This is a genomic window from uncultured Phascolarctobacterium sp. (assembly GCF_958349595.1).
Lineage (GTDB): Bacteria > Bacillota > Negativicutes > Acidaminococcales > Acidaminococcaceae > Phascolarctobacterium.
The window spans coordinates 1-21982 of record NZ_CATWDQ010000013.1 but is presented as its reverse complement, the minus strand read 5'-3'; the positions used below and the strand labels follow the sequence as shown (position 1 = coordinate 21982).

Below are 21982 nucleotides of genomic sequence, written 5' to 3'. Positions count from 1 at the left end.
TCAACTCTTATTTCCCAACGCAGAATTTTGAAAAGATCTCGTTAATGATTTCGTCCTGCAGAGTATCACCAGTGATCGAACCCATCGCAGCTATCGCCTTATGCAGATCGATAACGATACAATCATAAGGAAGCATCGAAGCGGCTGCCCTTATGGCTTCTTCCACACTGAGCAAGGCTTCACGCAGCAGTTTTTCATGACGTGCGTTCTGTACATAAGCGCCGCCTGCCAAAGCATGCTCCGAGCCATAAACATAATTTTGCAGCCAGGCCGTAAACTGTTCCAGCCCGCCGCCGGTCTTAGCAGATAAAAGCAGTACTCTGTCTGCGCCAAACCGTTTTTGCAAAGCTGCCAGATCATTGACCTGCGGCTGGTCACCTTTGTTTACTATTATAACACATGGCTTGCCTTCGACCGCATGTAAAATTTCTTCATCTTCTTCAGTCAAAGTCTGCGAGCCGTCTAAGACGACTACTGCCAGTTCTGCTTTATCCAGACGTTCTTTACTTCTGGCAACGCCGATCTGCTCCACATAATCTTCAGTCTGCCTGATACCGGCCGTATCGACTAAAACCAAAGGTACGCTGCCCAAGAGCAGCTGTTCTTCGATCACATCGCGCGTAGTACCGGCATATTCTGAAACTATGGCCCGTTCCTCACTCAGCAGGGCATTTAAAAGACTTGATTTTCCTACATTAGGACGGCCGACAATAACTGTCTGCAATCCTTCACGTAATATTTTCCCGGTATGGGCATGCTGCATCAGGTATTCCAGTTCCTGTTTTACTTTTTCCATACCTTCGCTGACCGTATGAAAAGTTATTTCTTCAATATCATCTTCCGGGTAGTCGATAACCGCTTCCAAATTAACGACAAGATCCAGTAAATTCCGGCGCAGGCCTTTGATCTTTTTGGACAGCTGACCGTCCTGCTGGCGTACTGCCATTTTTAAAGATGCTTCGCTGCGGGATTTGATAATATCCATTACCGCTTCCGCCTGGATCAGATCGATCCGCCCATTTAAAAAAGCTCTTTTCGTAAACTCTCCCGGTTCGGCCGGGCGCGCGCCCAGTTTATAAGTTAAACCCAGTATGGTTTTTAAAGACTGCAGACCGCCATGACTTTGGATCTCCACCACATCTTCAGCAGTATAAGAACGCGGTCCCCGCATATAAACAGCGAGCACTTCGTCTATTTTATTATTTGCTTCATCAACTACGTGTCCATAAACCAGCAGATGTGATGCATGCTCTGTCAGTTTTTTACCTGATACCGACTGGAACATTTTATCTCCGATAGCTGCTGCTTCATTGCCGCTGATACGGACTATGCCCACTGCGCCTTCGCCTAAAGCCGTAATAACAGCGCTGATCGTATCGCCAGTTTCCGCAACAGGATGCTTCTTTACCATAATTACTCTCCAATAGAGAAACCCAGTAACATAAATTACTGGGTCTCAGACACAAATTATTTTTTTAATTCGATCACTACTTTACGATAAGGTTCTTCGCCTTCGCTCAAAGTAGTGATACGGCGATCATTCTGTAAAGCCATATGAATGATCTTTCTTTCATGCGGATTCATCGGTTCAAGAACGACTCTTTCACCATTACGTTTAACTTTGTCAGCCAGACGTACAGCCAGACGGCTCAAAGTTTCGATTCTCCGTTCCCGGTAATCTTCAACGTCGATGATGAGACGGATTCTTTCACTGGAATTTTTATTGGCAACAAGATTGGTCAGATATTGCAGAGCATCCAGGGTCTGGCCATGTTTACCAATCAGGATCCCCATATCCGGCCCATGCAGTTTTAAAGTAACAGTACCGTCAGCTTTATTGACGAATTTTTCCATAACCACCTCAATTTTCATTGAGAGGAAAATTTTCTGTAAAAATTCCTTACCGGCCTGAACTGCTTCTTCATCGATCACAAATTCTTTTTTGACTGCAGTTTCCGGATCAGCTGGTGCTGCTGTGCTTTTATATTCTTCTTTGCCGGCCTGGACATCCGCTTTGATATTATCCAAAGCTTCTTCAACGACATCACTGATCTTAGCAGCAGCATCTTTTAAAGTAACGCGAATTTTGGCTTTTTTAGAAAATAAACCGAATAAACCGCTTTTTGCTTCTTCGACAACTTCAATATTTACTTTATCACGAGTAGTTTTTAACTCATTTAAAGCCTGTTCCAAAGCTTCATCAACATTTTTTCCTGTTTTTTCGAGGAAACCCATCTTTTTCGCCTCCTGTAGCAATTATTTTACAGTAGCCTTGTTCATCAATGCCTGCTGACCGATCTGCATCAGGTTCATTACGACCCAGTAAAGCACCAGGCCTGCCGGGAAGCTAAAACTGATATAACCGATAAAGAGCGGCATAAAATACAGCATCATTTTATTCTGTGCTGAAGAAGTATCCGGCATCGTCTGTTTAGACTGCACAAAAGTAGTCAAAGCTGATAAAACCGGCAGGATATACATTGGATCAGGATTGGAAATACTTTGGATCCATAAGAAATTAGCCGGTCCAACATAATGAAAATCACGGATGCCATAGAAAATACCGATCATGATCGGCATTTGTACCAATAAAGGCAGGCAGCCTGCCAAAGGATTGACATTTTCCTGTTTATAAAGGTTAGCCAATTCCATATTCAAACGCTGTTTATCGTTCTTATATTTTTCCTGAATAGCTTTCATTTTAGGCTGCATAGCCATCATAGCTTTAGTAGATTCGATCTGTTTTTTCGTTAAAGGATACAACAGTATTTTAACGATGATCGTCATAATAATAATCGCCAGACCATAATTTGGTAAACCAACAGTAGCAGTCATATTATAAAGTACTGTAATGACCTGCTGAACAATATTGCTGAGAAAATCCAAGATATCACTCCTTAGAGGTTAGTGTATATATGTACTACTTTAATTTGCATTATCAAGTTGTTAACTAACAGGGTCATAACCGCCCGGATGGAAAGGATGACATTTGGCAATCCTTTTAACTGCCAGCCAGCCTCCTTTTAAAGCGCCCTTTTTACGGATCGCTTCAATGGCATATTGAGAACATGTAGGATAAAACCTGCACGTAGGCGGAAATAACGGTGAAATAAATAACTGATAAAAACGGATACAAACAATCATCAATGTTTTCACAGAAATTCACCTTACTTCAACAAAGCGGCTCTTTTAGCTAAACGCATAAATACTCGATCATAAGTTTTTAAATCTGCGGTAGCCAGCTTTTTACGGGCTACCCAAATAAGCTGTACATTCATCAGCAATTCCGATTTATGATGACGAAACACTTCTCTCATCATCCTTTTGACACGATTGCGTACTACGGCATTACCAATTTTTTTACCGACAGCAAAACCAATCTTGGGCCCTTCCGCGTCTAAAGGCAAAACATAGAGGACAGATAAACTGTCAACGACAGAACGGCCGGTAGTATACACCAACTGAAAACCGGCTTTAGACTTGATTCGATTTTTTTTAGGAAAAGTGAACTTTTTTCTTAGTTCCAAATTCTTGCACCTGCCCGCATGGAAAAAATAGGCCACTCTCGCGGCCTATTTTTATGATATTATGCAGACAATTTCTTTCTGCCTCTAGCACGTCTTCTTTTGAGAACTTGACGACCGCCCAAAGTTTTCATTCTTTCTCTAAAACCATGGGTTCTTTTTCTTCTAAGGTTGTTAGGTTGAAAAGTACGTTTCATGAAATCTTACCTCCTTACCACTCACTAGTTTTATCAAATTCTATATTGATTTGAATTGATAGCTACAGAAATTATATTAGAAACAACTTCAAGTGTCAAGAATAAAGCACTTAGTTCGAGAAATTTTTATTATTTTCCCTCATTCAAAATTTTCTTCACAATTAAAAATTGCTAATAACTCTTAATTTTGATAAAATATAGTGATAGTAATAATAGTCTTACTATGCCATTTTTTATATTTTACAGCCACATAAAGACGACTGTAGGATTTTTTATAAGCCTTACTATTATTTTTTGTTTCGAAACATTATTTGAACGCCTTACAAGCCGTTTGCAAGCAGCCACAGGAAGGATGTATTTTATGAGTTCGTATGATTTAGCGGAGGTTTGGGTAAAATTCCTGGAAAAATTTCACGAATCTACCAGTGAAAATGTTTATAACGCCTGGATCAAACCTCTGATACCCTTGGAAATAACAGATACCTACTTAAAAGTAGGCGCCAAAAATAATTTCACAAAAAAATGGCTTGAAGAAACATATACTACAGTCATTGAAGGTATGTTATCCAGCATTACCGGTACAAATCTGCAATTTAAAATCGAAAATCTGGACCTGAAATCTGAAGATATTACTGCAGCTGCAGCAGAAACTGCTGTGATGGATACTAAAACAGTTTCTTCACCTGCAGCAACTGTTTTACCGCCGTTAAAAAACAATTTTACACAGCAGGATCTTTTTGAAGAAGATATTCAGAGCAATCTTAATCCAAAATATATTTTTGAAACTTTCGTTATAGGTAATTCCAATAGATTTGCTTATGCGGCAGCCCAGGCAGTAGCTTCAAATCCGGCTAAAGCCTATAACCCTCTTTTTATTTACGGCGGTGTAGGCCTCGGTAAAACACATCTGATGCATGCGATCGGCAATCAGATAAAAATGAACGATCCCAAAATGAAAATATTATATATTTCCAGTGAGAAATTCACCAACGAGATAATCAATTCTATTCAAAATAAAAATACCGACGCCTTTAGAAAAAAATATCGTAATATAGACTGTTTAATCATCGACGATATTCAATTTCTAAAAAATAAGGAAATGACGCAGGAAGAATTTTTCCATACATTCAATACCTTATACGAAGCAAATAAACAGATCATTATTTCCAGTGACCGGCTGCCTCGTGAAATCGAAACTCTGGAAGACAGATTACGTTCACGTTTCGAATCAGGCCTGCTGGCCGATATTCAATCACCGGATCTGGAAACAAGAATAGCTATTTTAAGAAAAAAAGCAGAATCAGAAAATATCTCTATCCCCCACGATGTCATTTCGCTGGTTGCATCCAGTATTGATACCAATATTCGTGAAATAGAAGGCGCTTATACCAAAATAGTAGCATATGCCTCTCTGATGGGCAGTCCGATCACGATAGATCTGGCCAAGAAAATTCTTGATGCCATGGGTACCAGTACTAAAAATAAACAGGTCACTTTCGATGATATCCTTCAGGTAACCGCTGACTATTTTAAAATCAAAAAAGAAGAATTTTTCACCAAAAAACGAACGCAGAATATTGCCTATCCAAGGCAGATAGCCATGTATCTGTGTCGTGAAATGGCAGATTTTTCCTATCCAAGAATCGGTGAATTTTTTGGCGGGCGCGATCACACAACTGTCATTCACGCTTATGAAAAAATAGCTAAAAAAATTAAAGAAGATCCCAATTGTGAAAAAACTATTACTTATCTGACAGATAAACTAAAACAATAACTTTCAAAATTCTACTATTATATTATACTTATCTACAGTTTCTGTGGATAAGTTGTATGATTTCTGTGGATAAGAAGTTAATAAAAAACAGGAATCTTAAAACTGTTGATAATGTGCATTAATTTTCCCAAATATCCACATTTCTATCAACAAGTTTTATAAATGCTGTTGTCAGCGTTTGTAAGCTGTTTCCACATATTCACACTCCCTACTACGACGTCTACTAAGATTTTAAATTAATATAGCAATAATAAAAAAGATGGAGGTCTGTATAACATGATTTTTACCTGTAAAACAACTAACCTTAACAAAGCAATCCAAACAGTTCAAAGAGCTATTTCTTCCAAACCTAGTACTCCTATCTTTTCCGGTATTCATTTAATCGCAGATGATAATATTTTAGAGATCCAGGCAATGGATCTGAATATGGCCATAGCTTGCAGCATTGAAGCGGAAATTCAGGAAAAAGGTGAAATAGTAGTTTCAGCCAAGCATTTTTCAGAATTGATGCGAAAACTTCCCGGTGAAAATGTTACTATCTTAAAAAATAAAGAAGAAAAAACTATCAATGTTCAGTCCGATAAATCTGATTTTCAGCTTTTACTGATGAATGAAGACGATTATCCTAAATTCCCTGAATTCAACGCTGATAAACAGATCGTACTGGAAGATGAAAAAATCAAGGAACTGATCAAAAAGACTATTTTTGCCTGCTCTACAGACGAAGCCAGACCTTTATTTACCGGTATTTTAGTGGAACTTCAGGATGGTAAAATAACTTTTGTCGGTACTAATACTCACCGTTTATCGATCAAAACTATGGAGCAGGAAAGCAGCGAAGCAATGTCGATGATCATTCCTTCCAGAGTTTTAAGTGAGATCGCGCGTAACTTAACAAGTGAATTGCCTCAGGAAGTCAAGCTTTCGCTCTTAAATAACCAGATCATGGTTCAGATCGAAAAAGTAGTGATCGTTTCACGTCTTATCGAAGGTAAGTTCCCGGATTATCGCAGAGTTATTCCGCCTGCCTTTAATATCAAAACCCTGTTTAATGTTAAAGAACTTGCAGGAGCCGTAGAACGTGTTTCTTTATTCTCCAGCGATGGCGATTACAGTATTATTAAAGTCAGCGTCGGCAATAATGAGATCGTCGTCAGCTCCAGCAGTCCTGATGTTGGCAAAGGCCGTGAAGTTATCGAATGTCAGACTCAGGGCGAAGCGATCAATGTTGCTTTTAATTCCAAATATATCATCGATATTTTAAAAAATCTGGCTGATGAACAGGCTACAATGGAGCTGAATACTTCTTTGAGCCCTGTCTGCATCAAACCGACTACTGAAAGTAATTATATTTATATTGTTACGCCTGTCAGAGTCGTATTTTAAAAAGAAGGTAAAAAATGGAAAAAATAACCGTTGGTATCAATACTGAGTTTATTACGATCTCCAATCTTTTAAAATATGCCGGCATTTTAGAGTCCGGCGGCCAGGCTCATGAAGCTATTGCCGCAGGAGTGGTTACATTGAACGGCGTTGTCGTTACGGAAAAACGTAAAAAAGTTTTTCCTCATGATATTGTTGTTCTGGATGAACAGATCGAAATAAGCGTTGTAACGGAATAATTTATGCGAGTAACAAGACTCTATGCCGTTAATTTCAGAAACTATCAGGAATGCTGTTTAAATATTACTTCTATGGTCAATATTTTTTATGGCCAAAATGCTCAGGGGAAGACCAATCTTTTAGAAGCAATGTTTTATGCTGCTTTTGGAATGTCGCATCGTACTGCGCAGGAAGATGATATGCAGCGTCTGGATACAGATCAGTTTGCTGTCGGAGTTAATTTTGAAGACCTGCATGGACTCAATGACGTTAAGATCAAAAGGCAATCTCTTGATGGTAAAAAGAAAAAAGAATTATTTTTAAATGATGTTAAGGTCAAGCCTAAAGAACATTATGGAACTTTGAATATGGTTATGTTTTCGCCTGAAGATCTGCAGCTGATCAAAGGTGAACCTGCCCTGCGCAGACGTTTTTTTGATATGCAGATATCTCAGACAGATAAAGCTTATTATGATCTGCTTGTAAAATATAATCGTATTTTACAGCAGCGTAACAGAATGCTTAAAGATATTCGCGATAACGGAGCAAGTGCTGAACTTTTGGCGACCTGGGATCAGGAGTTTGTTTTGACTGCTGCAAAAATAGCCGCTAAAAGACTGGCCGCTCTGCAGAAATTAAAAAAGCTTGCTAAGGCTGTTTATGCTGCTTTGACAGGTGAAAAAGAAGAATTAACTGTTTTTTACGAGTTAAAAGCTAATAATGGTGAACTTCTTTATCCTGAAGAAACTTTTTGCTGGGAAGATTTTTATAGTCAGAAGCTGGCAGAACGCCGGCAGATCGATATTCTGCGCGGCAGTACAGGTATAGGTCCCCATCGTGATGATTTACTTTTCAAAGTAAATGGGAGAATTTTAAAAGCTTTTGGTTCACAGGGACAGCAGCGTAGTGCTGCTTTGGCTGTAAAGCTGGCGCAGCTTGAATATGTGCGTCAGGAAATAGACGAATTTCCGGTATTACTGCTGGATGATGTAATGAGTGAACTTGACGATCAAAGGCGTTGTCAGCTTTTAAAATTTATCGACGGTAAAGTTCAAACTTTTATTACGGTAAATGATAAAGCCCTGATTCCTGATTTAAGCGGCAATGCCTATTTCAGGATCACTGAAGGCAGGATAGCAGAGGGATAAAAAATGGAAGGCATAGAAAGAGTCCTTTTAAAAATGCTTCCGAATCAGGAAGGACGTAATAAATATTTTATTTTTGCTATGCAGAGTAAATGGGAACAGATCTGTGGATCAAGTGTAGCCAGACATTCTAAACCTGTGCGTCTGGAACGCAAGGTTTTATATATAAATACTGACAGCTCCGTCTGGGCCAATCATCTTTTGATGATGAAGCAGCAGTTTATCAATAATATCAACCGCGTTATGACTAATGATCCTGTGAAGGATATAAAGTTTTTTACAGGTTCTATTGAAAATCTACTGCATCTGCCCAAAGAAGAGCAGGAAGTAAAATTAAATTTCGCGCCTTTGACAGATGCTGAAAAAACTTCTATCAGTCAGGCTTTGGTGAATGTTCAGGATCAGGAATTGCAAAAAAAACTGGCTCATTTTCGCAAGGTTTGCCTGCAGAGAAAAAAAGCATTGCTTATAGAAAATAACGATCTGCAATGTAAATGTTGTGGTGCGGCTGTAACTGAAAAAAATGATCTTTGCCGTGTTTGTCAGCGCTATGAAAAGGAAAAATTACGGACAGCAATAGTATCTATTTTGACATCTGAACCCTGGTTGAATTACAGTGACTGTCAAAAATATGTTAAATGTGATAAAATGTTATTCGATAGTGTAAAAAATGCTTTAAAACAGTATTATTATGCTAAGGTATATAACAGTCAGGCTGATGTCAGAGAAGAAATGACAGCTGTGATGTTAAAAACAGGTATGCATCCTGATAAGATCAGTGAACAGCTTGCCCAGAATATTATTAAGGGATTACGGAGGAAATAATTGCTATGTATCTGCATCTTGGTGCTGACTGTATGATCAAAAATACTGATATTATAGCTATTTTTAATATTCGTGATCAGCATTCGGAAATCTATGATAGCTATATTTCTATTTATAAAGACAGATATAAAATTATCGATTTATCAGAGAATGGTGAATGTTCCAGTTGTATTTTAACAGCTGATACCTTATATTTGTCTGGCATTTCGGCTTTAACTTTAAAACGCCGGGCAGAAGAAGATTTTGGCAGTGATGCTATTTATAAAAGTTTTTGATTGCTGAAAATAAGCAGTGAAGATACTTGAATTATAGGAATGTGGAGGTTACTATGTCTAATTTGGAAGAAGCAACTGAGGTTAAGGGACAATATGGTGCCGGGCAGATCCAGGTCCTGGAGGGTCTGGAAGCTGTACGTAAAAGACCGAGTATGTATATCGGCAGTATTTCTGCCCGTGGCTTGCATCATTTGGTATATGAAACAGTTGATAACAGTATAGACGAAGCTTTGGCAGGTTATTGCGATGCGATCGATGTAACTATTCACAGCGATAACAGTATTACTGTGCGTGATAATGGCCGCGGTATTCCTGTAGAAATGCATAAGGTTGGCAAACCTGCTGTAGAAGTAGTTATGACGATCCTGCATGCCGGCGGTAAATTTGGTGACGGCGGTTATAAGGTTTCCGGCGGTCTGCATGGCGTAGGTGTATCCTGCGTTAATGCGCTCAGTGAGCATATGGAAGTTGAAGTACGCCGCAGCGGTAAGATTTATGGAATTGAATTTTCACGCGGCAAAACCGTAGTACCGCTTTATGAAAAAGGTACTACTGAAGAAACAGGCACGACTGTACATTTTAAACCTGATGCAACGATCTTTACGGAGCTGATCTACAGTTATGAAACGCTGCGGTTAAGGATTCGTGAGCTGGCTTTTTTGAATAAGGGTATCCGTATCAATCTTAATGATGAGCGTACCGGCAAACAGGAAAGCTTTCATTACGAAGGCGGTATTATCGAGTTTGTAAAATATGTGAATGAGAATAAGGATAAACTCCATGATGAGCCTATCTATATCGAAGGTATCAAAGATACGAATATCGTCGAGGTAGCTCTGCAGTACTGCGATACTTATACAGAGAATTTATTTACATTTGTCAACAATATCAATACTGAAGAGGGCGGTACGCATTTAAGCGGTTTTAAACAGGCTATGACGCGTACTATCAACGATTATGTCCGGAAAATAGGCGCTTTGAAAGACGGTGAAGAAAATCTCAGCGGCGATGATGTTCGTGAAGGTATGACTGCCGTTATCAGTATCAAGATCCAGGAACCTCAGTTTGAAGGCCAGACTAAAACAAAGCTTGGTAACAGTGAGATCCGGCCGATCGTCGATAATCTGGTCAGCGAAGGCTTGGGAGAATTTTTTGAGGAAAATCCTGTTATTGCCAAAAGAATCGTAGAAAAATCGATCCTTTCGGCCAGAGCGCGTATGGCTGCCCGCAAAGCCCGTGAACTGACAAGGCGTAAGAGTGCTTTGGAGATCAGCAGCCTGCCCGGCAAATTAGCCGACTGTCAAAGCAAGGACGCTTCAGAGACAGAAATTTACCTCGTCGAAGGTGATTCTGCAGGCGGCAGTGCCAAACAGGGACGAGACCGGCGTTTTCAGGCGATCCTGCCTTTGCGCGGCAAGATTTTGAATGTTGAAAAAGCAAGACTGGATAAAATCTTGAGCAGCGATGAAATCAGAAATATGATCACTGCTTTTGGCTGTGGTATAGGTGAAGATTTCGATCTGGAAAAAGCCCGTTACGGTAAAATCATTATCATGACAGATGCCGATGTCGACGGCGCGCATATAAGGACGTTGCTGTTAACATTCTTTTATCGTTATATGCAGCCTATGATAAAAGAAGGACATGTTTTTATCGCACAGCCGCCTTTATATCTGGTGCGTAAAGGACAAAAACATTTATATGCTTACAGTGATGATGAGCTGCAGACTGTTCTGGATGAAGTAGGCCGTGACAGTAATCCTTATATCCAGCGTTATAAAGGTTTAGGTGAAATGAATCCTGAACAACTGTGGGAAACAACGATGAATCCTGAAGGCAGGACGATCCTGCAGGTCCATTTGGAAGATGCTGCTGAAGCAGATGCTATTTTTTCCATACTGATGGGCGATAAAGTAGAACCGCGGCGTCAGTTTATCGAAGCTAATGCCGGTAAAGTAAGAAATCTGGACCTGTAAACGCGGAGGTCATTATGAAAATCAAAAAAAATCTTTCTGACGAAGAAATGTTTAAAGGGTATATAGAAAAAGAAAGCTTTGAAAATACCTTCGATGCCGATGAAAAAACTGTTGCTGCTAAAATAAAAAATAAAACAGCAGTGCCGGCTAAAGAATTATTATTGCCGGCCGAAGCTCAGGATAAATTGAATCAATACCTGCTGGAAGTCAGCATGGACTGGTTTAAAAATGGTAATGGTGAGGTTGTCTGGAAAGTACAGAAGGAACAGGGACAGATCATCATCAAACCTGCTCCTGCTAAAAAGAAGGTTTTGAAATAATGAGCAGCTGGCAGTTGTTTTTGCCTCAGGGAAAACTGGAGATAAAAACTTCCAGGCAGGGCTCTTCAACAGCTGTATTATTAGCGGGCGGCAGAAAACCTGCTGCTGAATGGCTGGTACAAACAGCGGCAGCGAAAGATATTTATTGTGCAGATAAAGGTATCGAATGCTGCTATGAAAATAATTTAAAGCCGCTCTGGTTATGCGGTGATGCCGACAGTGCTGCTCAAGACTGCTGGCAGCAGGCTCAGGCGGCGGGAGTAAAAATATTGCTGCATGAGCCATTAAAGGATGATACAGACTTACAGCTGCTTCTGGCTGCGTTGCCGGAAGCTGTGAATATCGTTGCCAGCGGTATTTGGGGCGGAAGGTTTGATCATCTTTACAGTAATGTTTTTTCCTTGCTGCATTATAAAAATCAGCGTGGCGTACAGGTTGTTTTAGCTGATGAAAAGGAAATCATGGTCTTGCTGCAGCAGGGTGAAAGCTTGCTTTTTAAACCTGCCCGGCCTGAAAATATCGAGGCTTTGTCGCTGCTGCCGTTGGCAGACAGGAATGAAGTCACTTTGCAGGGCGTACAGTGGAACTTAGAGCATTCGCCATTATTTTTGACACATCCTTATGCTGTCAGCAATATGATTGAGCAGGAAAAAGTTATTTTTACCTGCGATCAGGGCAGTGTAGGTTTTTATCTTAAATATAAAATTTAAGCTTGTTGATGGGTGAGGGGAAGATTTTGGAAATTTTAGATCCGAGTACGATCGCTTTTTTATTACTGGCAGGATTTGTTGCTTCGTTTATCGATTCTACAGTAGGCGGCGGCGGTTTGATTTCTACACCGGCATTGCTGGCGTTGGGTCTGCCGGTAAATTTTGCCTTAGGGACCAATAAACTGGCTGCGTCCATGGGCAGTTTGATGAGTGTGTTTTCATTCTGGCGGGCAGGCAAGATCAATCAAAAAGTTGCTTTAAGCCTGATGCCGCTTTCTTTTCTTGGGTCAGCTTTAGGGGCGTATGTAGTCTATCTGCTGCCTGAACAGCTGATGAAAAATGTGATCGTCGTGCTTTTGGTCGTAGTTGCCGTTTATACTTATCGCCGTAAGGACTGGGGCGATGTTTCGGCAGTAAAGCAATTGGGATTGGCTGCTTTACTGGGTTCAGCGGCAATGGCCTTCGGTATCGGCTTTTATGATGGTTTTTTTGGTCCGGGAACAGGTTCGTTCCTGATTTTCGGATTTTTATTTTTAGGTTATGATTTTGTAACGGCAGCCGGTAATGCCAAGGCTTTGAACTTTGCCAGCGGTATCGGGGCGCTGTTATCATTTACTTTAAGCGGGTCAGTTTTGTGGACTTACGGTCTTTTAATGGGCGTTGCCATGGTCACGGGTGCTTATTTCGGTTCCCGTATGGCGATCAAACATGGAGCTTCTTATGTTAAACCGCTGTATTTGATCGTAACTACACTTTTGATAGGCAAACAGGTTTATGAATTATTGTTTAAGTAATTATGAGATGTTGAGGTGATATTGTGGATTTAGAGACAGGTGCTGGTAAAGTTTTACCGGTCTACATTGAAGAAGAAATGCAAAAATCCTATATCGATTACGCGATGAGCGTTATCGTGCAGCGTGCTTTGCCTGACGTGCGTGACGGTTTGAAACCGGTTCACCGCAGAATTTTATACGCGATGCAGGAAGCTGGCATGGCTTCCAATAAGCCTTATAAAAAATCTGCCCGTATCGTCGGTGAAGTTCTCGGTAAATATCATCCTCATGGTGATAGTTCCGTTTATGATGCTATCGTACGTCTGGCACAGGATTTTTCCACACGCTATCTGATGGTAGACGGGCATGGTAACTTTGGCAGTGTCGACGGTGACTCGGCTGCTGCCATGCGTTATACTGAAGTGCGTATGGCCAAGGTTGCCGAAGTAATGCTGGAAGATATTGAAAAAGAGACTGTTGATTTTGTGCCTAACTATGATGAGTCGCTGAAAGAACCAAGCGTTCTGCCGGCGAAGGTACCTGCTCTTCTTATCAACGGCAGTGCCGGTATCGCTGTCGGTATGGCGACTAATATCCCTCCGCATAATCTGGGCGAAGTAGTTGACGGACTGATCATGCTGATCGATAATTCTGATGTGGAAATACCGGAATTGATGACGGCTATCAAAGGTCCTGATTTTCCGACCGGCGCTATGATCCTCGGTACTGAAGGTATCCGCAGTGCTTATACTACCGGCCGTGGTATAGTTAAGATCCGCGCTCAGGCAGAAATCGAGCCGATGCAGAAGGGCAAGCACCGCATCGTCGTTACCGAGATCCCTTATCAGGTCAACAAGGCCCGGCTGATCGAGAGCATTGCTCAGCTGGTTAAAGACGGCGTGATCGAAGGTATTACCGATCTGCGTGATGAATCTGACCGCCGCGGGATGCGGATTGTTGTTGAATTGAGAAATGACGTTGTTCCCGATGTCATTTTAAATCAGTTATATAAACATACCAAATTACAGGATTCCTTCGGCATTATCATGCTGGCGCTGGTTGACGGCCATCCGCGGGTCTTGAACCTGAAAGAGATCCTGGTCCACTATCTGAATCACCAGAAAGAAGTTATTACCCGCCGTACCAGATATGAACTGGGCAAGGCTAAAGATCGCGCGCATATCTTGGAAGGTTTGAAAATTGCACTGGATAATCTGGATGCAGTTATTACGACTATTCGCAGCAGCGCTAATGCCGATATTGCCAAGACTGCCCTGGTAGAAAGATTTACCCTGAGTATGCGTCAGGCGCAGGCTATTTTGGATATGCGTCTGCAGCGTCTGACAGGTTTGGAACGTAAAAAAATCGATGACGAATATATCGACGTTATGGAAACGATTGACTGGTTGGAGAGCGTTTTGGCAGACGAACAGAAAGTCCTAAATATTATCAAAGAAGATCTGCTGGAAATGAAGAAGAAATTTGGCGACGCGCGCCGGACGATCCTTTCGCACGATACTTCTTCCATGGATATGGAAGATCTGATCGCAGAAGAAGATATTGTGATCACGATCAGTCATCAGGGCTATATCAAACGCCAGACATTGGATAATTTCCGTAATCAAAAACGCGGCGGCGTTGGTAAAACAGGCGGCAGCGGCAAGAAAAACGATGACTGTGCCGAGCATTTGTTCTTATCGACAACTCATCATAATATTCTTTTCTTCACCAATAAGGGCCGTGTTTACAGACAAAAAGGTTATGAAATCCCAGAAGCCGGACGGACGGCCAAAGGCACTGCGATCATCAATCTGTTGCCGATCGAGCAGGGTGAAAAGATCACGGCGGTCATTCCCGTCAAAGAGTTTAAGGCAGAGCAGTATATGTTCATGGCCACAGATAAAGGTACTGTTAAAAAGACCAATCTGGAAGATTTCAACAGCGCCCGTAAAGTCGGCCTGATCGCTATCACGTTGGATGACAATGAACAGCTGATCGGGGTAGAGTTGACTGACGGTAATTCGGAAATCATTCTGGCCACCAGAAACGGTATCGCGATTCGTTTTGACGAACAGGATGTACGTCCGATGGGCCGTACTGCTCATGGTGTACGCGGTATCCAGCTGAACTATGGCGATGTAGTTGTGGCCATGGACAGCGTGACCGGCGAAAATAGTGAGGTACTGACTGCGACTGAGCAGGGGCTCGGCAAGCGTACCGCTGTCAGCGAATATAGGAAACAGACCCGCGGCGGTAAAGGCGTGATCAATATCAAAGTCAACGAAAAAACCGGTATCGTGATCGGTATGAAAGTTATTACTCCGGGACAGGAGATAATGATGATCACTGCTGCTGGTATCATTATCCGTATCGACGTTGAGGGCATTTCCCAGTTTGGGCGTAATGCTCAGGGTGTGAAACTGATGACGCTGAACGATGATGATAAAGTAGTTTCTTTAGCTGCTGTTCAGCAGGATGAAGAAACCTGCGCAGAAGATGCTGTGACCGGTGAGACTGTTACTGAAACTGCTGACGTAGTAAATACGGAAACAGCAGTGATTACTGAGGAAAATTAAAAGCAAGCTGTAGAAGAAAAAAAGCACAAGCCCTGCTATGCAGGGCTTGTGCTTTTTTACTTAGCAGACTTACCAGCCGATACCAATACCGCCGCCGCGGTGATGTCGGCCAATACCGATGCCGATACCGACATTGACGCCGTCATCATAAACAGTGCTGCCACGGGGGATCTTCATAAACCAGAACTTATGAATATTTTCATTGGCAGTTTCCGCTCCGGCATCAGAATCATCCTTACCGCCCATATAACGGCTGTTATCATAAAGACGTCCGGATTTTTCCAGATCCTTGATGACATCAAATGCCAGAGTAAAAGTCTGTTCACTGGCTGTTAAAAAATAAAGTACCTTATTAGTGGGAAGATTTTTAAGCAGTTCTTTGCGGAGTGATTTTTTGTCTTTTAAAGCAGGATAAACCTTATAAGCATCTTCGTCGATCTTGACATATGCGGCCTGATTCTTACTGTCCTGTAAAAGTTCATCGACCTGCTGCTGCGTCAGAAGTTTATCCGAAACAGCCGAAGTTTTTTCGGCGGCCCAGGCTCCGGCAGTAAAAATAGTCAGAGCAAATATGATAGTGAAAGTCAGATATAAGATACGTTTCATTATTTATCACCTGCTTTTCTTTTTGATTTTATTCTAATTTAATCTAAGGAAGCTGTCAATTTTTCAAGTATGACTGTTGGTAAAACCTTTGTAAAAGTTAAAGAAAGTATGTTAAAATACACATATAGCTAAATTCTAGAAATGAGGTCACTATGAAGAAGATACTTGCGGTCGGCAGAGGGCTGGCTTTGATTGTTTTTTTGACTGCTTTTTTATTTACCGGCTGTGGGCACAGTGCTGAACCGAAGCCGGAAGTTAAAGCGCCGACGCTGCACGAGGCTGCGGTAAAAATGGTTGACGGTATGAGTCTGGAGGAAAAAGTCGGGCAAATGCTGCTGATCGGTATTGACGGTCAGGAAATCGATGCCGAGGCTTTAAGTATGCTGCGTGATTATCATATCGGCGGAGTGATTTTATTTGACCGTAATATGAATAACAAATATCAGGTAACAGGCTTGAATGCCAATTTGCAGCGGCTGAATAAAGAATATAATAAATTGCCGTTGTATTTAGGCGTTGATCAGGAAGGCGGCCTGGTGGCCAGAATGAAAGACAAGCTGACCGTTGCTCCTGCAGCAGCCCAAATAGCTGCACAGGGAACACCTGAGGAGGCACGGCGCTGGGCATACCAGACAGCAAGCGAACTGGAAACGATAGGGTTCAATGTTAATTTCGCCCCGGTTTTGGATATTGATATTCCTTACAGCAGATCTTATGGGCAGGATGCCGCTACTGTAAGTAAATTTACCGAAGCAGCCTGCCGGGGTTATGAGCAGGCAGGTATGATTTACAGCTTGAAGCATTTTCCCGGTATGGGAAAAAGTGAAGTTGACCCGCATACAGAGCAATACCGTATTACAGCGTCGAAAGAAGTTTTACTGAGAGAAGATGCGGTACCGTTTAAAAATATTATCCAAAATTTTAATAATCAGGACTTTATGGTCATGGTAGGGCATTTGATTTATACAGGACTGGATACTCTGCCGGCCAGTGTTTCACCCCGGGTAATCAATGATTTTCTGCGCGTTGAGCTTGGATTCCAGGGTATCGTTATTACCGACGATATGGAAATGGGTGCTTTGACGAGCATGTACGGTTTCCGTGAGATGGGTGTCGCGGCGGTGCAGGCCGGTGCCGATATTTTGCTGGTCTGCCATAATTATGAGCATCAGCGGCAGGTTTATCAAGGCGTGCTGGAAGCCGTTAAAATAAATAATTTGCCGGCTGCCGCTATTGATGAGGCAGCTATAAGAATAGTAGAAAATAAAATGCGTAAATTATTAGATGCCGGCAAACAGCAGGAATTGCTGCAGGCTTTGCAGAAAGAGGCGCAGTAAAAGGAATAAGGAGTAAGAAGTGAGAAAAAATTTTGTAAAAATCATCTGTTTAAATGCTGTAGGCCTGGCAATTTTCTTCAGCTGGTATTTACCGGCTGAACATGGTTTCTGGTTTACTTTGGATAGAAATATTTTTTATTATTTTAATGAACAGCTTCTGCCGGGAAGTATTTTTACATACATAGTCGGGCTTACGAACATGCGGCATTTCGATATCATTTCTTTAATGGCCATGCTGGCCTTATATGGTTATTATTATTTGCAGCAGGATCATTATGGTAAACGTAAAATGTGGTTTATTGGTATCACAATGCTTTTTTTTGCGGTGGTATTAAATCAGCTGGGACATTTGCTCCCTGTGCAGCGCTGCAGCCCGACAGGATTTTTTGAAGATATCCACCGGGTCAGTAAAATGCTGGCTTTTAAAGCCAAGGACTATTCTTTTGACAGTTTCCCGGGCGATCATGGTCTGATGCTGATGATTTATGCCGGATTCATGCTGAAATATTTTGGGAAAAAGGCTTTTGCAGGCAGCTGCGTTATTTTAATGATTTTCGTCCTGCCGCGGATTATGGCCGGAGCGCACTGGTTCACAGATATTGCCGTAGGTTCTTTAAGTATTGCTTTGGTTGGGTTGAGTTGGGTTTTATTGACGCCGTTAAGCGATAGATGTATAGTTTTGTTGGATAAAATGATTCCTGACAGCAAGACTAAGTAAAAAGTTGTAATAGCCTGTCAAAAGCAGACAGGTTATTTTTTCAGGTTATAGGGACGATAAAAGTCCCTGTGGTGACAAAAATGAAATTTTATTAGGGAAAAGTATAAAGTAAGTTCTTTTTTTGTAAAGAATGTGATAAAATTACTAAGTATAACTTAGAATTTTTGTTTAGGATGTGAAATGATGGAATTTTTCAAAACAACAGATGTTGTTGTTATCGGCGGCGGTATTGTTGGTACGGCGATTCTGCGTGAGTTATCGAAGTATGATTTGCAATGTGTGCTCGTTGAAAAGGAGCCGGACCTTGCTGCTGGTACTACCAAAGCTAACAGTGCTATTTTGCATGCCGGTTTTGACGCACCAACAGGCAGTTTGAAAGCACTTACCAATGTGCGCGGCAACGAATTATATCATCAGCTGCACAGGGAATTAGGACTGGATATCGAATGGACAGGTTCGCTTGTTGCCGCTACCAGTGAAGAAGAAATGCAGACTTTACAGGAATTGTTGGAACGCGGCCAGAAAAACGGTGTTGAAGGTCTGCGGATTTTAAATAGAGAAGAAGTTTTAGCTAAAGAAAAAAATCTGACAACAGTAGTCGGTGCTTTATGGGCACCTTCTGCCGGCGTTTGCTGGCCTTTTGCCATGGCTGTGGCTTTTGCCCAGTGCGCGGTGCAGAATGGCGCTGAAGTAATTACTGACTGCCGCGTGACTGGCTTTATCAAGGAAGACGGTAAAATCACGGCGGTAGAAACCTCCAAAGGTCTGATCAGGACGGCTTGCGTAATCAATGCTGCCGGCGTTTATGCAGACGGTATCGCACGGCTGGCCGGTGATGAAAGCTTTACTATCCATCCGCGCCGCGGCGAATATATTCTTTTTGATAAAACGGCTGCAGATAGCCTGGTGAAAGGTGTTGTTTTTCCGACACCCAGCAAAACCTCTAAAGGTATTTTGATTTGTACGACTACTCATGGCAATACTTTTATCGGGCCTAATGCCCAGGAGCTGGAGAATAAGGAAGATACTGCAGTGACTTTGACGGGCATGGACGAGATCATGAATTCTGCCAGGAAGCTGATCCCGAATTTACCAATGGGTGCTTCGATCACTGAATTTGCAGGACTGCGCGCAGTTTCCGGCAGCGGAGATTTTATTATTGGTGCTTCTCCCGTAGCCGGTCTGTTTAATGCGGCCGGTATGCAGTCGCCTGGACTTACCGCTGCTCCGGCAGTAGCTGAAATGCTTGCGGAAGCGGTATTGGCTTATTGTCCGGCTGCTAAAAAAGCTGATTTTAAAGCTGCCTTGCCGCATAATCCGCTTTTTCACAGATTGTCGCATGAAGAGCAGGCTGAACTTATTGAAAAAAATAATTTGTATGGACGCGTTATCTGCCGCTGTGAAACAGTTACGGAAGCGGAGATCATCAATGCGATCAAAGCTCCCTGCGGAGCTAAAACGGTCGATGGTGTCAAACGCCGGACACGTGCCGGTATGGGACGGTGTCAGGGAGGCTTCTGCGGCCCGCGCGTTACCCAGATTTTAGCCCGTGAACTGGGAATACCAGTACCGGAAGTTCTAAAAGAACGTGCTGATTCTCATTTGTTTTATGAAAAAATTTCTGCAGATGAGGGGGAGGCATAAAGATGAAAAATTTATATGACGTAATTATTGTCGGTGGTGGACCGGCAGGTCTTTCTGCCGCTTACAGCGCCTGGCAGAACGGTGCCGAAAGTATTCTGGTCATTGAGCGTGACCGCGAATTGGGCGGAATTTTGCAGCAGTGTATCCATAATGGCTTTGGCCTGCATCATTTCAAAGAAGAGCTGACAGGGCCTGGCTATGCTTATCGCTGCATTGAACTGATCAAGGATAAACCGGAAATTGAGACCCTAGTTGATACAATGGTTTTGGAAGTTTTGCAGGATAAAACTGTTATCGCTGTCAGCCCGGAGCACGGACTTTTGAAAATTGAAGGTAAAACCGTCATCCTGACTATGGGCTGCCGTGAACGTACCCGCGGCGCGATCAGAATTCCGGGTGAACGCCCGGCAGGCGTTTTTACTGCCGGAGCGGCACAGCGGATGGTAAATATGGAAGGCTATCTGCCGGGACATAAAATCGTTATTTTAGGCAGTGGTGATATTGGCCTCATCATGGCCAGAAGAATGAGTCTAGAAGGCTGTAAAGTACAGGCTGTGCTGGAAATTTGTCCCTTTTCCAATGGCTTGACACGTAATATAGTGCAGTGCCTTGATGATTATAATATTCCTCTGCACCTTTCCCATACGATCGTAAAAATCCATGGGCGTGACCGCGTTACCGGCGTGACCGTAGCAAAGGTCAATGAAAAAATGCAGCCGATCGCCGGGACTGAATTTGATATTGAATGTGATACTTTACTGCTTTCTGTCGGCTTGATTCCGGAAAATGAGCTGTCGCGCGGGTTGGCTTTAGAAATGCATCCACTGACCAGCGGTCCGATCGTGGATCAACGCCGCCGTACCAGTCTGCCTGGTTTTTATGCGGCCGGCAATGTAGTGCACGTACATGACCTGGTAGATTTTGTTTCGGAAGAAGCGGAAATAGCGGGTAAATTTGCCGCTTTAGATGCTCAGGGAAAATTGGAAGGGCAGCTGCGGACGGTGAATGTAACTGCTGCTGACGGCGTACGTACCTGCGTGCCGCAAAGACTGTCTTTGCCTGAAAATGGTGAAAAAGCACGCTTGTTTATGCGTGTGGCTAATCCGGAACGTAAAGTAAAATTAGAAGTAAAAAGCGGCGAAAATGTCATTTTGACAAAAATGCTGCCTGTTGCCAAACCAAGTGAAATGATTGCTGTGGATATTCCGGCGGAGAAAACAGCGCTTATCGGAGACACTTTGACTGTGGCACTGAACAAGGAGGCATAAAGATGGCTGTAGAAACTCGCATAATGAACTGTATCATGTGTCCTTTAGGCTGTGAGATGACTGTTACTATAGAAGATGGTGCGGTAACGGGCGTTACCGGCAATACCTGCCCCCGCGGGCCGAAATATGCCCATGACGAGGTTGTTGCGCCTAAGCGGATGCTGACAAGCACGGTACGGGTAAACGGGGGACTTTTACCATTGGTGTCGGTAGTATCTAAAAATACGCTGCCCAAAGAACGTATTTTGGATTGTGCCGCTGCACTGCGCCAGGTTATTATAGAGGCTCCGGTGTCTGAAGGTCAGGTTATTGTAGAAAATATTCTGGGCTTGGGCGTAGATATTGTTGCCAGCCGTTCAATGGAAGTACATCAGGAATAACGGTTTATAAGTAAAGTGTTTGAACCCGGTTTTGCTTAAGCAGGCAAAACCGGGTTTTCTTTTTGGCAGAAGCTTGCTGAATTCAGTGGAATGCAAAGGAAATAGAAACGTTTTTGAATGGAGGACAAGGCCAAAGATATGAAATTTTGAGAAAAAATAACCGGAAAATGGCTTGTGGTCAAGCGGAAGGCTTTGCCAACGCTGCCTGGTGTATCATCGAAAAATATAAAAAATGTTACAAAAAAGGTGTTGACAGAAATAACGGGGAATGCTATTATATACAAGTCGTCAAAAACGGCAAGCAGAACCTTGAAAACTGAACAATAACCAAA

General features: G+C 42.3%; 24 protein-coding genes. 16 read left to right on the top strand and 8 right to left on the bottom strand.

The features are described from left to right. Positions 1–7: 7 nt before the first annotated feature. Genes mnmE through rpmH form a run of 6 tightly spaced genes read right to left on the bottom strand, consistent with a single transcriptional unit; the run spans position 8 to position 3721 of the window. Positions 8–1411: a tRNA uridine-5-carboxymethylaminomethyl(34) synthesis GTPase MnmE gene (gene mnmE / locus Q4G98_RS09425; protein ID WP_301961941.1), complete on the bottom strand. Its 1404-nt coding sequence runs from the start codon at positions 1409–1411 to the stop codon at positions 8–10. Positions 1412–1467: 56 nt separating this feature from the next. Next, positions 1468–2235: an RNA-binding cell elongation regulator Jag/EloR gene (gene jag / locus Q4G98_RS09420; protein ID WP_177562236.1), complete on the bottom strand. Its 768-nt coding sequence runs from the start codon at positions 2233–2235 to the stop codon at positions 1468–1470. A gap of 21 nt (positions 2236–2256) precedes the next feature. Continuing rightward, on the bottom strand, positions 2257–2886 hold the full coding sequence (locus Q4G98_RS09415; RefSeq protein ID WP_021718818.1) for a YidC/Oxa1 family membrane protein insertase: 630 nt from the start codon (positions 2884–2886) through the stop codon (positions 2257–2259). A 60-nt stretch (positions 2887–2946) separates the two neighbouring features. Further along, a complete protein-coding gene (gene yidD / locus Q4G98_RS09410) occupies positions 2947–3156 on the bottom strand; it encodes a membrane protein insertion efficiency factor YidD (RefSeq protein ID WP_113077623.1) in 210 nt (69 codons plus the stop codon). Between the two features lie 11 nt (positions 3157–3167). Next, positions 3168–3527: a ribonuclease P protein component gene (rnpA, locus tag Q4G98_RS09405; RefSeq protein ID WP_298562919.1), complete on the bottom strand. Its 360-nt coding sequence runs from the start codon at positions 3525–3527 to the stop codon at positions 3168–3170. Between the two features lie 59 nt (positions 3528–3586). Continuing rightward, on the bottom strand, positions 3587–3721 hold the full coding sequence (gene rpmH, locus Q4G98_RS09400; RefSeq protein WP_021718820.1) for a 50S ribosomal protein L34: 135 nt from the start codon (positions 3719–3721) through the stop codon (positions 3587–3589). A 361-nt stretch (positions 3722–4082) separates the two neighbouring features. On the opposite strand from rpmH, the gene dnaA reads away from it, so the two are divergent. The 11 genes from dnaA (at position 4083) to gyrA (ending at position 15697) form a co-directional block, all read left to right on the top strand. After that, positions 4083–5495, top strand: coding sequence for a chromosomal replication initiator protein DnaA (gene dnaA, locus Q4G98_RS09395; RefSeq protein WP_293662707.1), 1413 nt, complete (start codon positions 4083–4085; stop codon positions 5493–5495). Between the two features lie 276 nt (positions 5496–5771). Continuing rightward, on the top strand, positions 5772–6881 hold the full coding sequence (dnaN, locus tag Q4G98_RS09390; RefSeq protein WP_177562229.1) for a DNA polymerase III subunit beta: 1110 nt from the start codon (positions 5772–5774) through the stop codon (positions 6879–6881). Positions 6882–6895: 14 nt separating this feature from the next. Beyond that, the gene (locus tag Q4G98_RS09385) at positions 6896–7117 is read left to right on the top strand and encodes an RNA-binding S4 domain-containing protein (protein ID WP_177562227.1); all 222 of its coding nucleotides are present in this window, start codon (positions 6896–6898) and stop codon (positions 7115–7117) included. Between the two features lie 3 nt (positions 7118–7120). After that, positions 7121–8245, top strand: coding sequence for a DNA replication/repair protein RecF (recF, locus tag Q4G98_RS09380; protein ID WP_177562225.1), 1125 nt, complete (start codon positions 7121–7123; stop codon positions 8243–8245). Between the two features lie 3 nt (positions 8246–8248). Next, positions 8249–9067: a DUF721 domain-containing protein gene (locus tag Q4G98_RS09375; RefSeq protein ID WP_298562916.1), complete on the top strand. Its 819-nt coding sequence runs from the start codon at positions 8249–8251 to the stop codon at positions 9065–9067. A gap of 5 nt (positions 9068–9072) precedes the next feature. Then, the gene (gene remB, locus Q4G98_RS09370; RefSeq protein WP_298562915.1) at positions 9073–9342 is read left to right on the top strand and encodes an extracellular matrix regulator RemB; all 270 of its coding nucleotides are present in this window, start codon (positions 9073–9075) and stop codon (positions 9340–9342) included. 53 nt (positions 9343–9395) lie between these two features. Next, a complete protein-coding gene (gene gyrB, locus Q4G98_RS09365) occupies positions 9396–11318 on the top strand; it encodes a DNA topoisomerase (ATP-hydrolyzing) subunit B (protein WP_301961940.1) in 1923 nt (640 codons plus the stop codon). A gap of 14 nt (positions 11319–11332) precedes the next feature. Next, positions 11333–11638: a hypothetical protein gene (locus tag Q4G98_RS09360; RefSeq protein WP_298562911.1), complete on the top strand. Its 306-nt coding sequence runs from the start codon at positions 11333–11335 to the stop codon at positions 11636–11638. Beyond that, positions 11638–12348 (top strand): thiamine diphosphokinase, encoded by a 711-nt coding sequence (locus tag Q4G98_RS09355; protein ID WP_298562909.1) that lies wholly within the window; start codon positions 11638–11640, stop codon positions 12346–12348. The genes Q4G98_RS09360 and Q4G98_RS09355 overlap by 1 nt, the downstream gene beginning before the upstream one ends. A 26-nt stretch (positions 12349–12374) precedes the next feature. Next, complete coding sequence (locus Q4G98_RS09350) at positions 12375–13142, top strand: TSUP family transporter (RefSeq protein WP_298562907.1); 768 nt, start codon at positions 12375–12377, stop codon at positions 13140–13142. A gap of 23 nt (positions 13143–13165) precedes the next feature. After that, complete coding sequence (gene gyrA, locus Q4G98_RS09345) at positions 13166–15697, top strand: DNA gyrase subunit A (protein WP_301961939.1); 2532 nt, start codon at positions 13166–13168, stop codon at positions 15695–15697. A 69-nt stretch (positions 15698–15766) separates the two neighbouring features. On the opposite strand, the gene Q4G98_RS09340 is transcribed toward gyrA, so the two are convergent. Further along, a complete protein-coding gene (locus Q4G98_RS09340) occupies positions 15767–16303 on the bottom strand; it encodes a hypothetical protein (protein WP_177562209.1) in 537 nt (178 codons plus the stop codon). Positions 16304–16455: 152 nt separating this feature from the next. Between Q4G98_RS09340 and nagZ the strand changes: the two genes are divergently transcribed. The 5 genes from nagZ (at position 16456) to Q4G98_RS09315 (ending at position 21650) form a co-directional block, all read left to right on the top strand. Further along, positions 16456–17640, top strand: coding sequence for a beta-N-acetylhexosaminidase (gene nagZ, locus Q4G98_RS09335; RefSeq protein ID WP_298562904.1), 1185 nt, complete (start codon positions 16456–16458; stop codon positions 17638–17640). 19 nt (positions 17641–17659) lie between these two features. Next, positions 17660–18358, top strand: coding sequence for a phosphatase PAP2 family protein (locus Q4G98_RS09330; RefSeq protein WP_301961938.1), 699 nt, complete (start codon positions 17660–17662; stop codon positions 18356–18358). Positions 18359–18538: 180 nt separating this feature from the next. After that, the gene (locus Q4G98_RS09325) at positions 18539–20002 is read left to right on the top strand and encodes an NAD(P)/FAD-dependent oxidoreductase (RefSeq protein WP_298562902.1); all 1464 of its coding nucleotides are present in this window, start codon (positions 18539–18541) and stop codon (positions 20000–20002) included. Positions 20003–20004: 2 nt separating this feature from the next. After that, positions 20005–21270 (top strand): NAD(P)/FAD-dependent oxidoreductase, encoded by a 1266-nt coding sequence (locus tag Q4G98_RS09320; protein ID WP_298562901.1) that lies wholly within the window; start codon positions 20005–20007, stop codon positions 21268–21270. 2 nt (positions 21271–21272) lie between these two features. Further along, positions 21273–21650: a DUF1667 domain-containing protein gene (locus tag Q4G98_RS09315; protein WP_298562900.1), complete on the top strand. Its 378-nt coding sequence runs from the start codon at positions 21273–21275 to the stop codon at positions 21648–21650. A 35-nt stretch (positions 21651–21685) separates the two neighbouring features. Here the strand turns inward: Q4G98_RS09315 and Q4G98_RS09310 are convergent. Beyond that, the coding region (locus Q4G98_RS09310) for a hypothetical protein (protein WP_301961937.1) at positions 21686–21982 on the bottom strand (297 nt) is incomplete at its 5' end.

What these genes read in the sequence shown, in the direction of transcription:
- Q4G98_RS09315 (WP_298562900.1), top strand. Translation starts at nt 21,273, where the DNA reads ATGGCTGTAGAAACTCGCATAATGAACTGTATCATGTGTCCTTTAGGC.
- Q4G98_RS09385 (WP_177562227.1), top strand. Translation starts at nt 6,896, where the DNA reads ATGGAAAAAATAACCGTTGGTATCAATACTGAGTTTATTACGATCTCC.
- rpmH (WP_021718820.1), bottom strand. Translation starts at nt 3,721, where the DNA reads ATGAAACGTACTTTTCAACCTAACAACCTTAGAAGAAAAAGAACCCAT.
- dnaN (WP_177562229.1), top strand. Translation starts at nt 5,772, where the DNA reads ATGATTTTTACCTGTAAAACAACTAACCTTAACAAAGCAATCCAAACA.
- Q4G98_RS09340 (WP_177562209.1), bottom strand. Translation starts at nt 16,303, where the DNA reads ATGAAACGTATCTTATATCTGACTTTCACTATCATATTTGCTCTGACT.
- dnaA (WP_293662707.1), top strand. Translation starts at nt 4,083, where the DNA reads ATGAGTTCGTATGATTTAGCGGAGGTTTGGGTAAAATTCCTGGAAAAA.
- Q4G98_RS09360 (WP_298562911.1), top strand. Translation starts at nt 11,333, where the DNA reads ATGAAAATCAAAAAAAATCTTTCTGACGAAGAAATGTTTAAAGGGTAT.
- mnmE (WP_301961941.1), bottom strand. Translation starts at nt 1,411, where the DNA reads ATGGTAAAGAAGCATCCTGTTGCGGAAACTGGCGATACGATCAGCGCT.
- Q4G98_RS09355 (WP_298562909.1), top strand. Translation starts at nt 11,638, where the DNA reads ATGAGCAGCTGGCAGTTGTTTTTGCCTCAGGGAAAACTGGAGATAAAA.
- gyrB (WP_301961940.1), top strand. Translation starts at nt 9,396, where the DNA reads ATGTCTAATTTGGAAGAAGCAACTGAGGTTAAGGGACAATATGGTGCC.
- remB (WP_298562915.1), top strand. Translation starts at nt 9,073, where the DNA reads ATGTATCTGCATCTTGGTGCTGACTGTATGATCAAAAATACTGATATT.
- Q4G98_RS09320 (WP_298562901.1), top strand. Translation starts at nt 20,005, where the DNA reads ATGAAAAATTTATATGACGTAATTATTGTCGGTGGTGGACCGGCAGGT.
- Q4G98_RS09375 (WP_298562916.1), top strand. Translation starts at nt 8,249, where the DNA reads ATGGAAGGCATAGAAAGAGTCCTTTTAAAAATGCTTCCGAATCAGGAA.
- jag (WP_177562236.1), bottom strand. Translation starts at nt 2,235, where the DNA reads ATGGGTTTCCTCGAAAAAACAGGAAAAAATGTTGATGAAGCTTTGGAA.
- recF (WP_177562225.1), top strand. Translation starts at nt 7,121, where the DNA reads ATGCGAGTAACAAGACTCTATGCCGTTAATTTCAGAAACTATCAGGAA.
- Q4G98_RS09325 (WP_298562902.1), top strand. Translation starts at nt 18,539, where the DNA reads ATGATGGAATTTTTCAAAACAACAGATGTTGTTGTTATCGGCGGCGGT.
- nagZ (WP_298562904.1), top strand. Translation starts at nt 16,456, where the DNA reads ATGAAGAAGATACTTGCGGTCGGCAGAGGGCTGGCTTTGATTGTTTTT.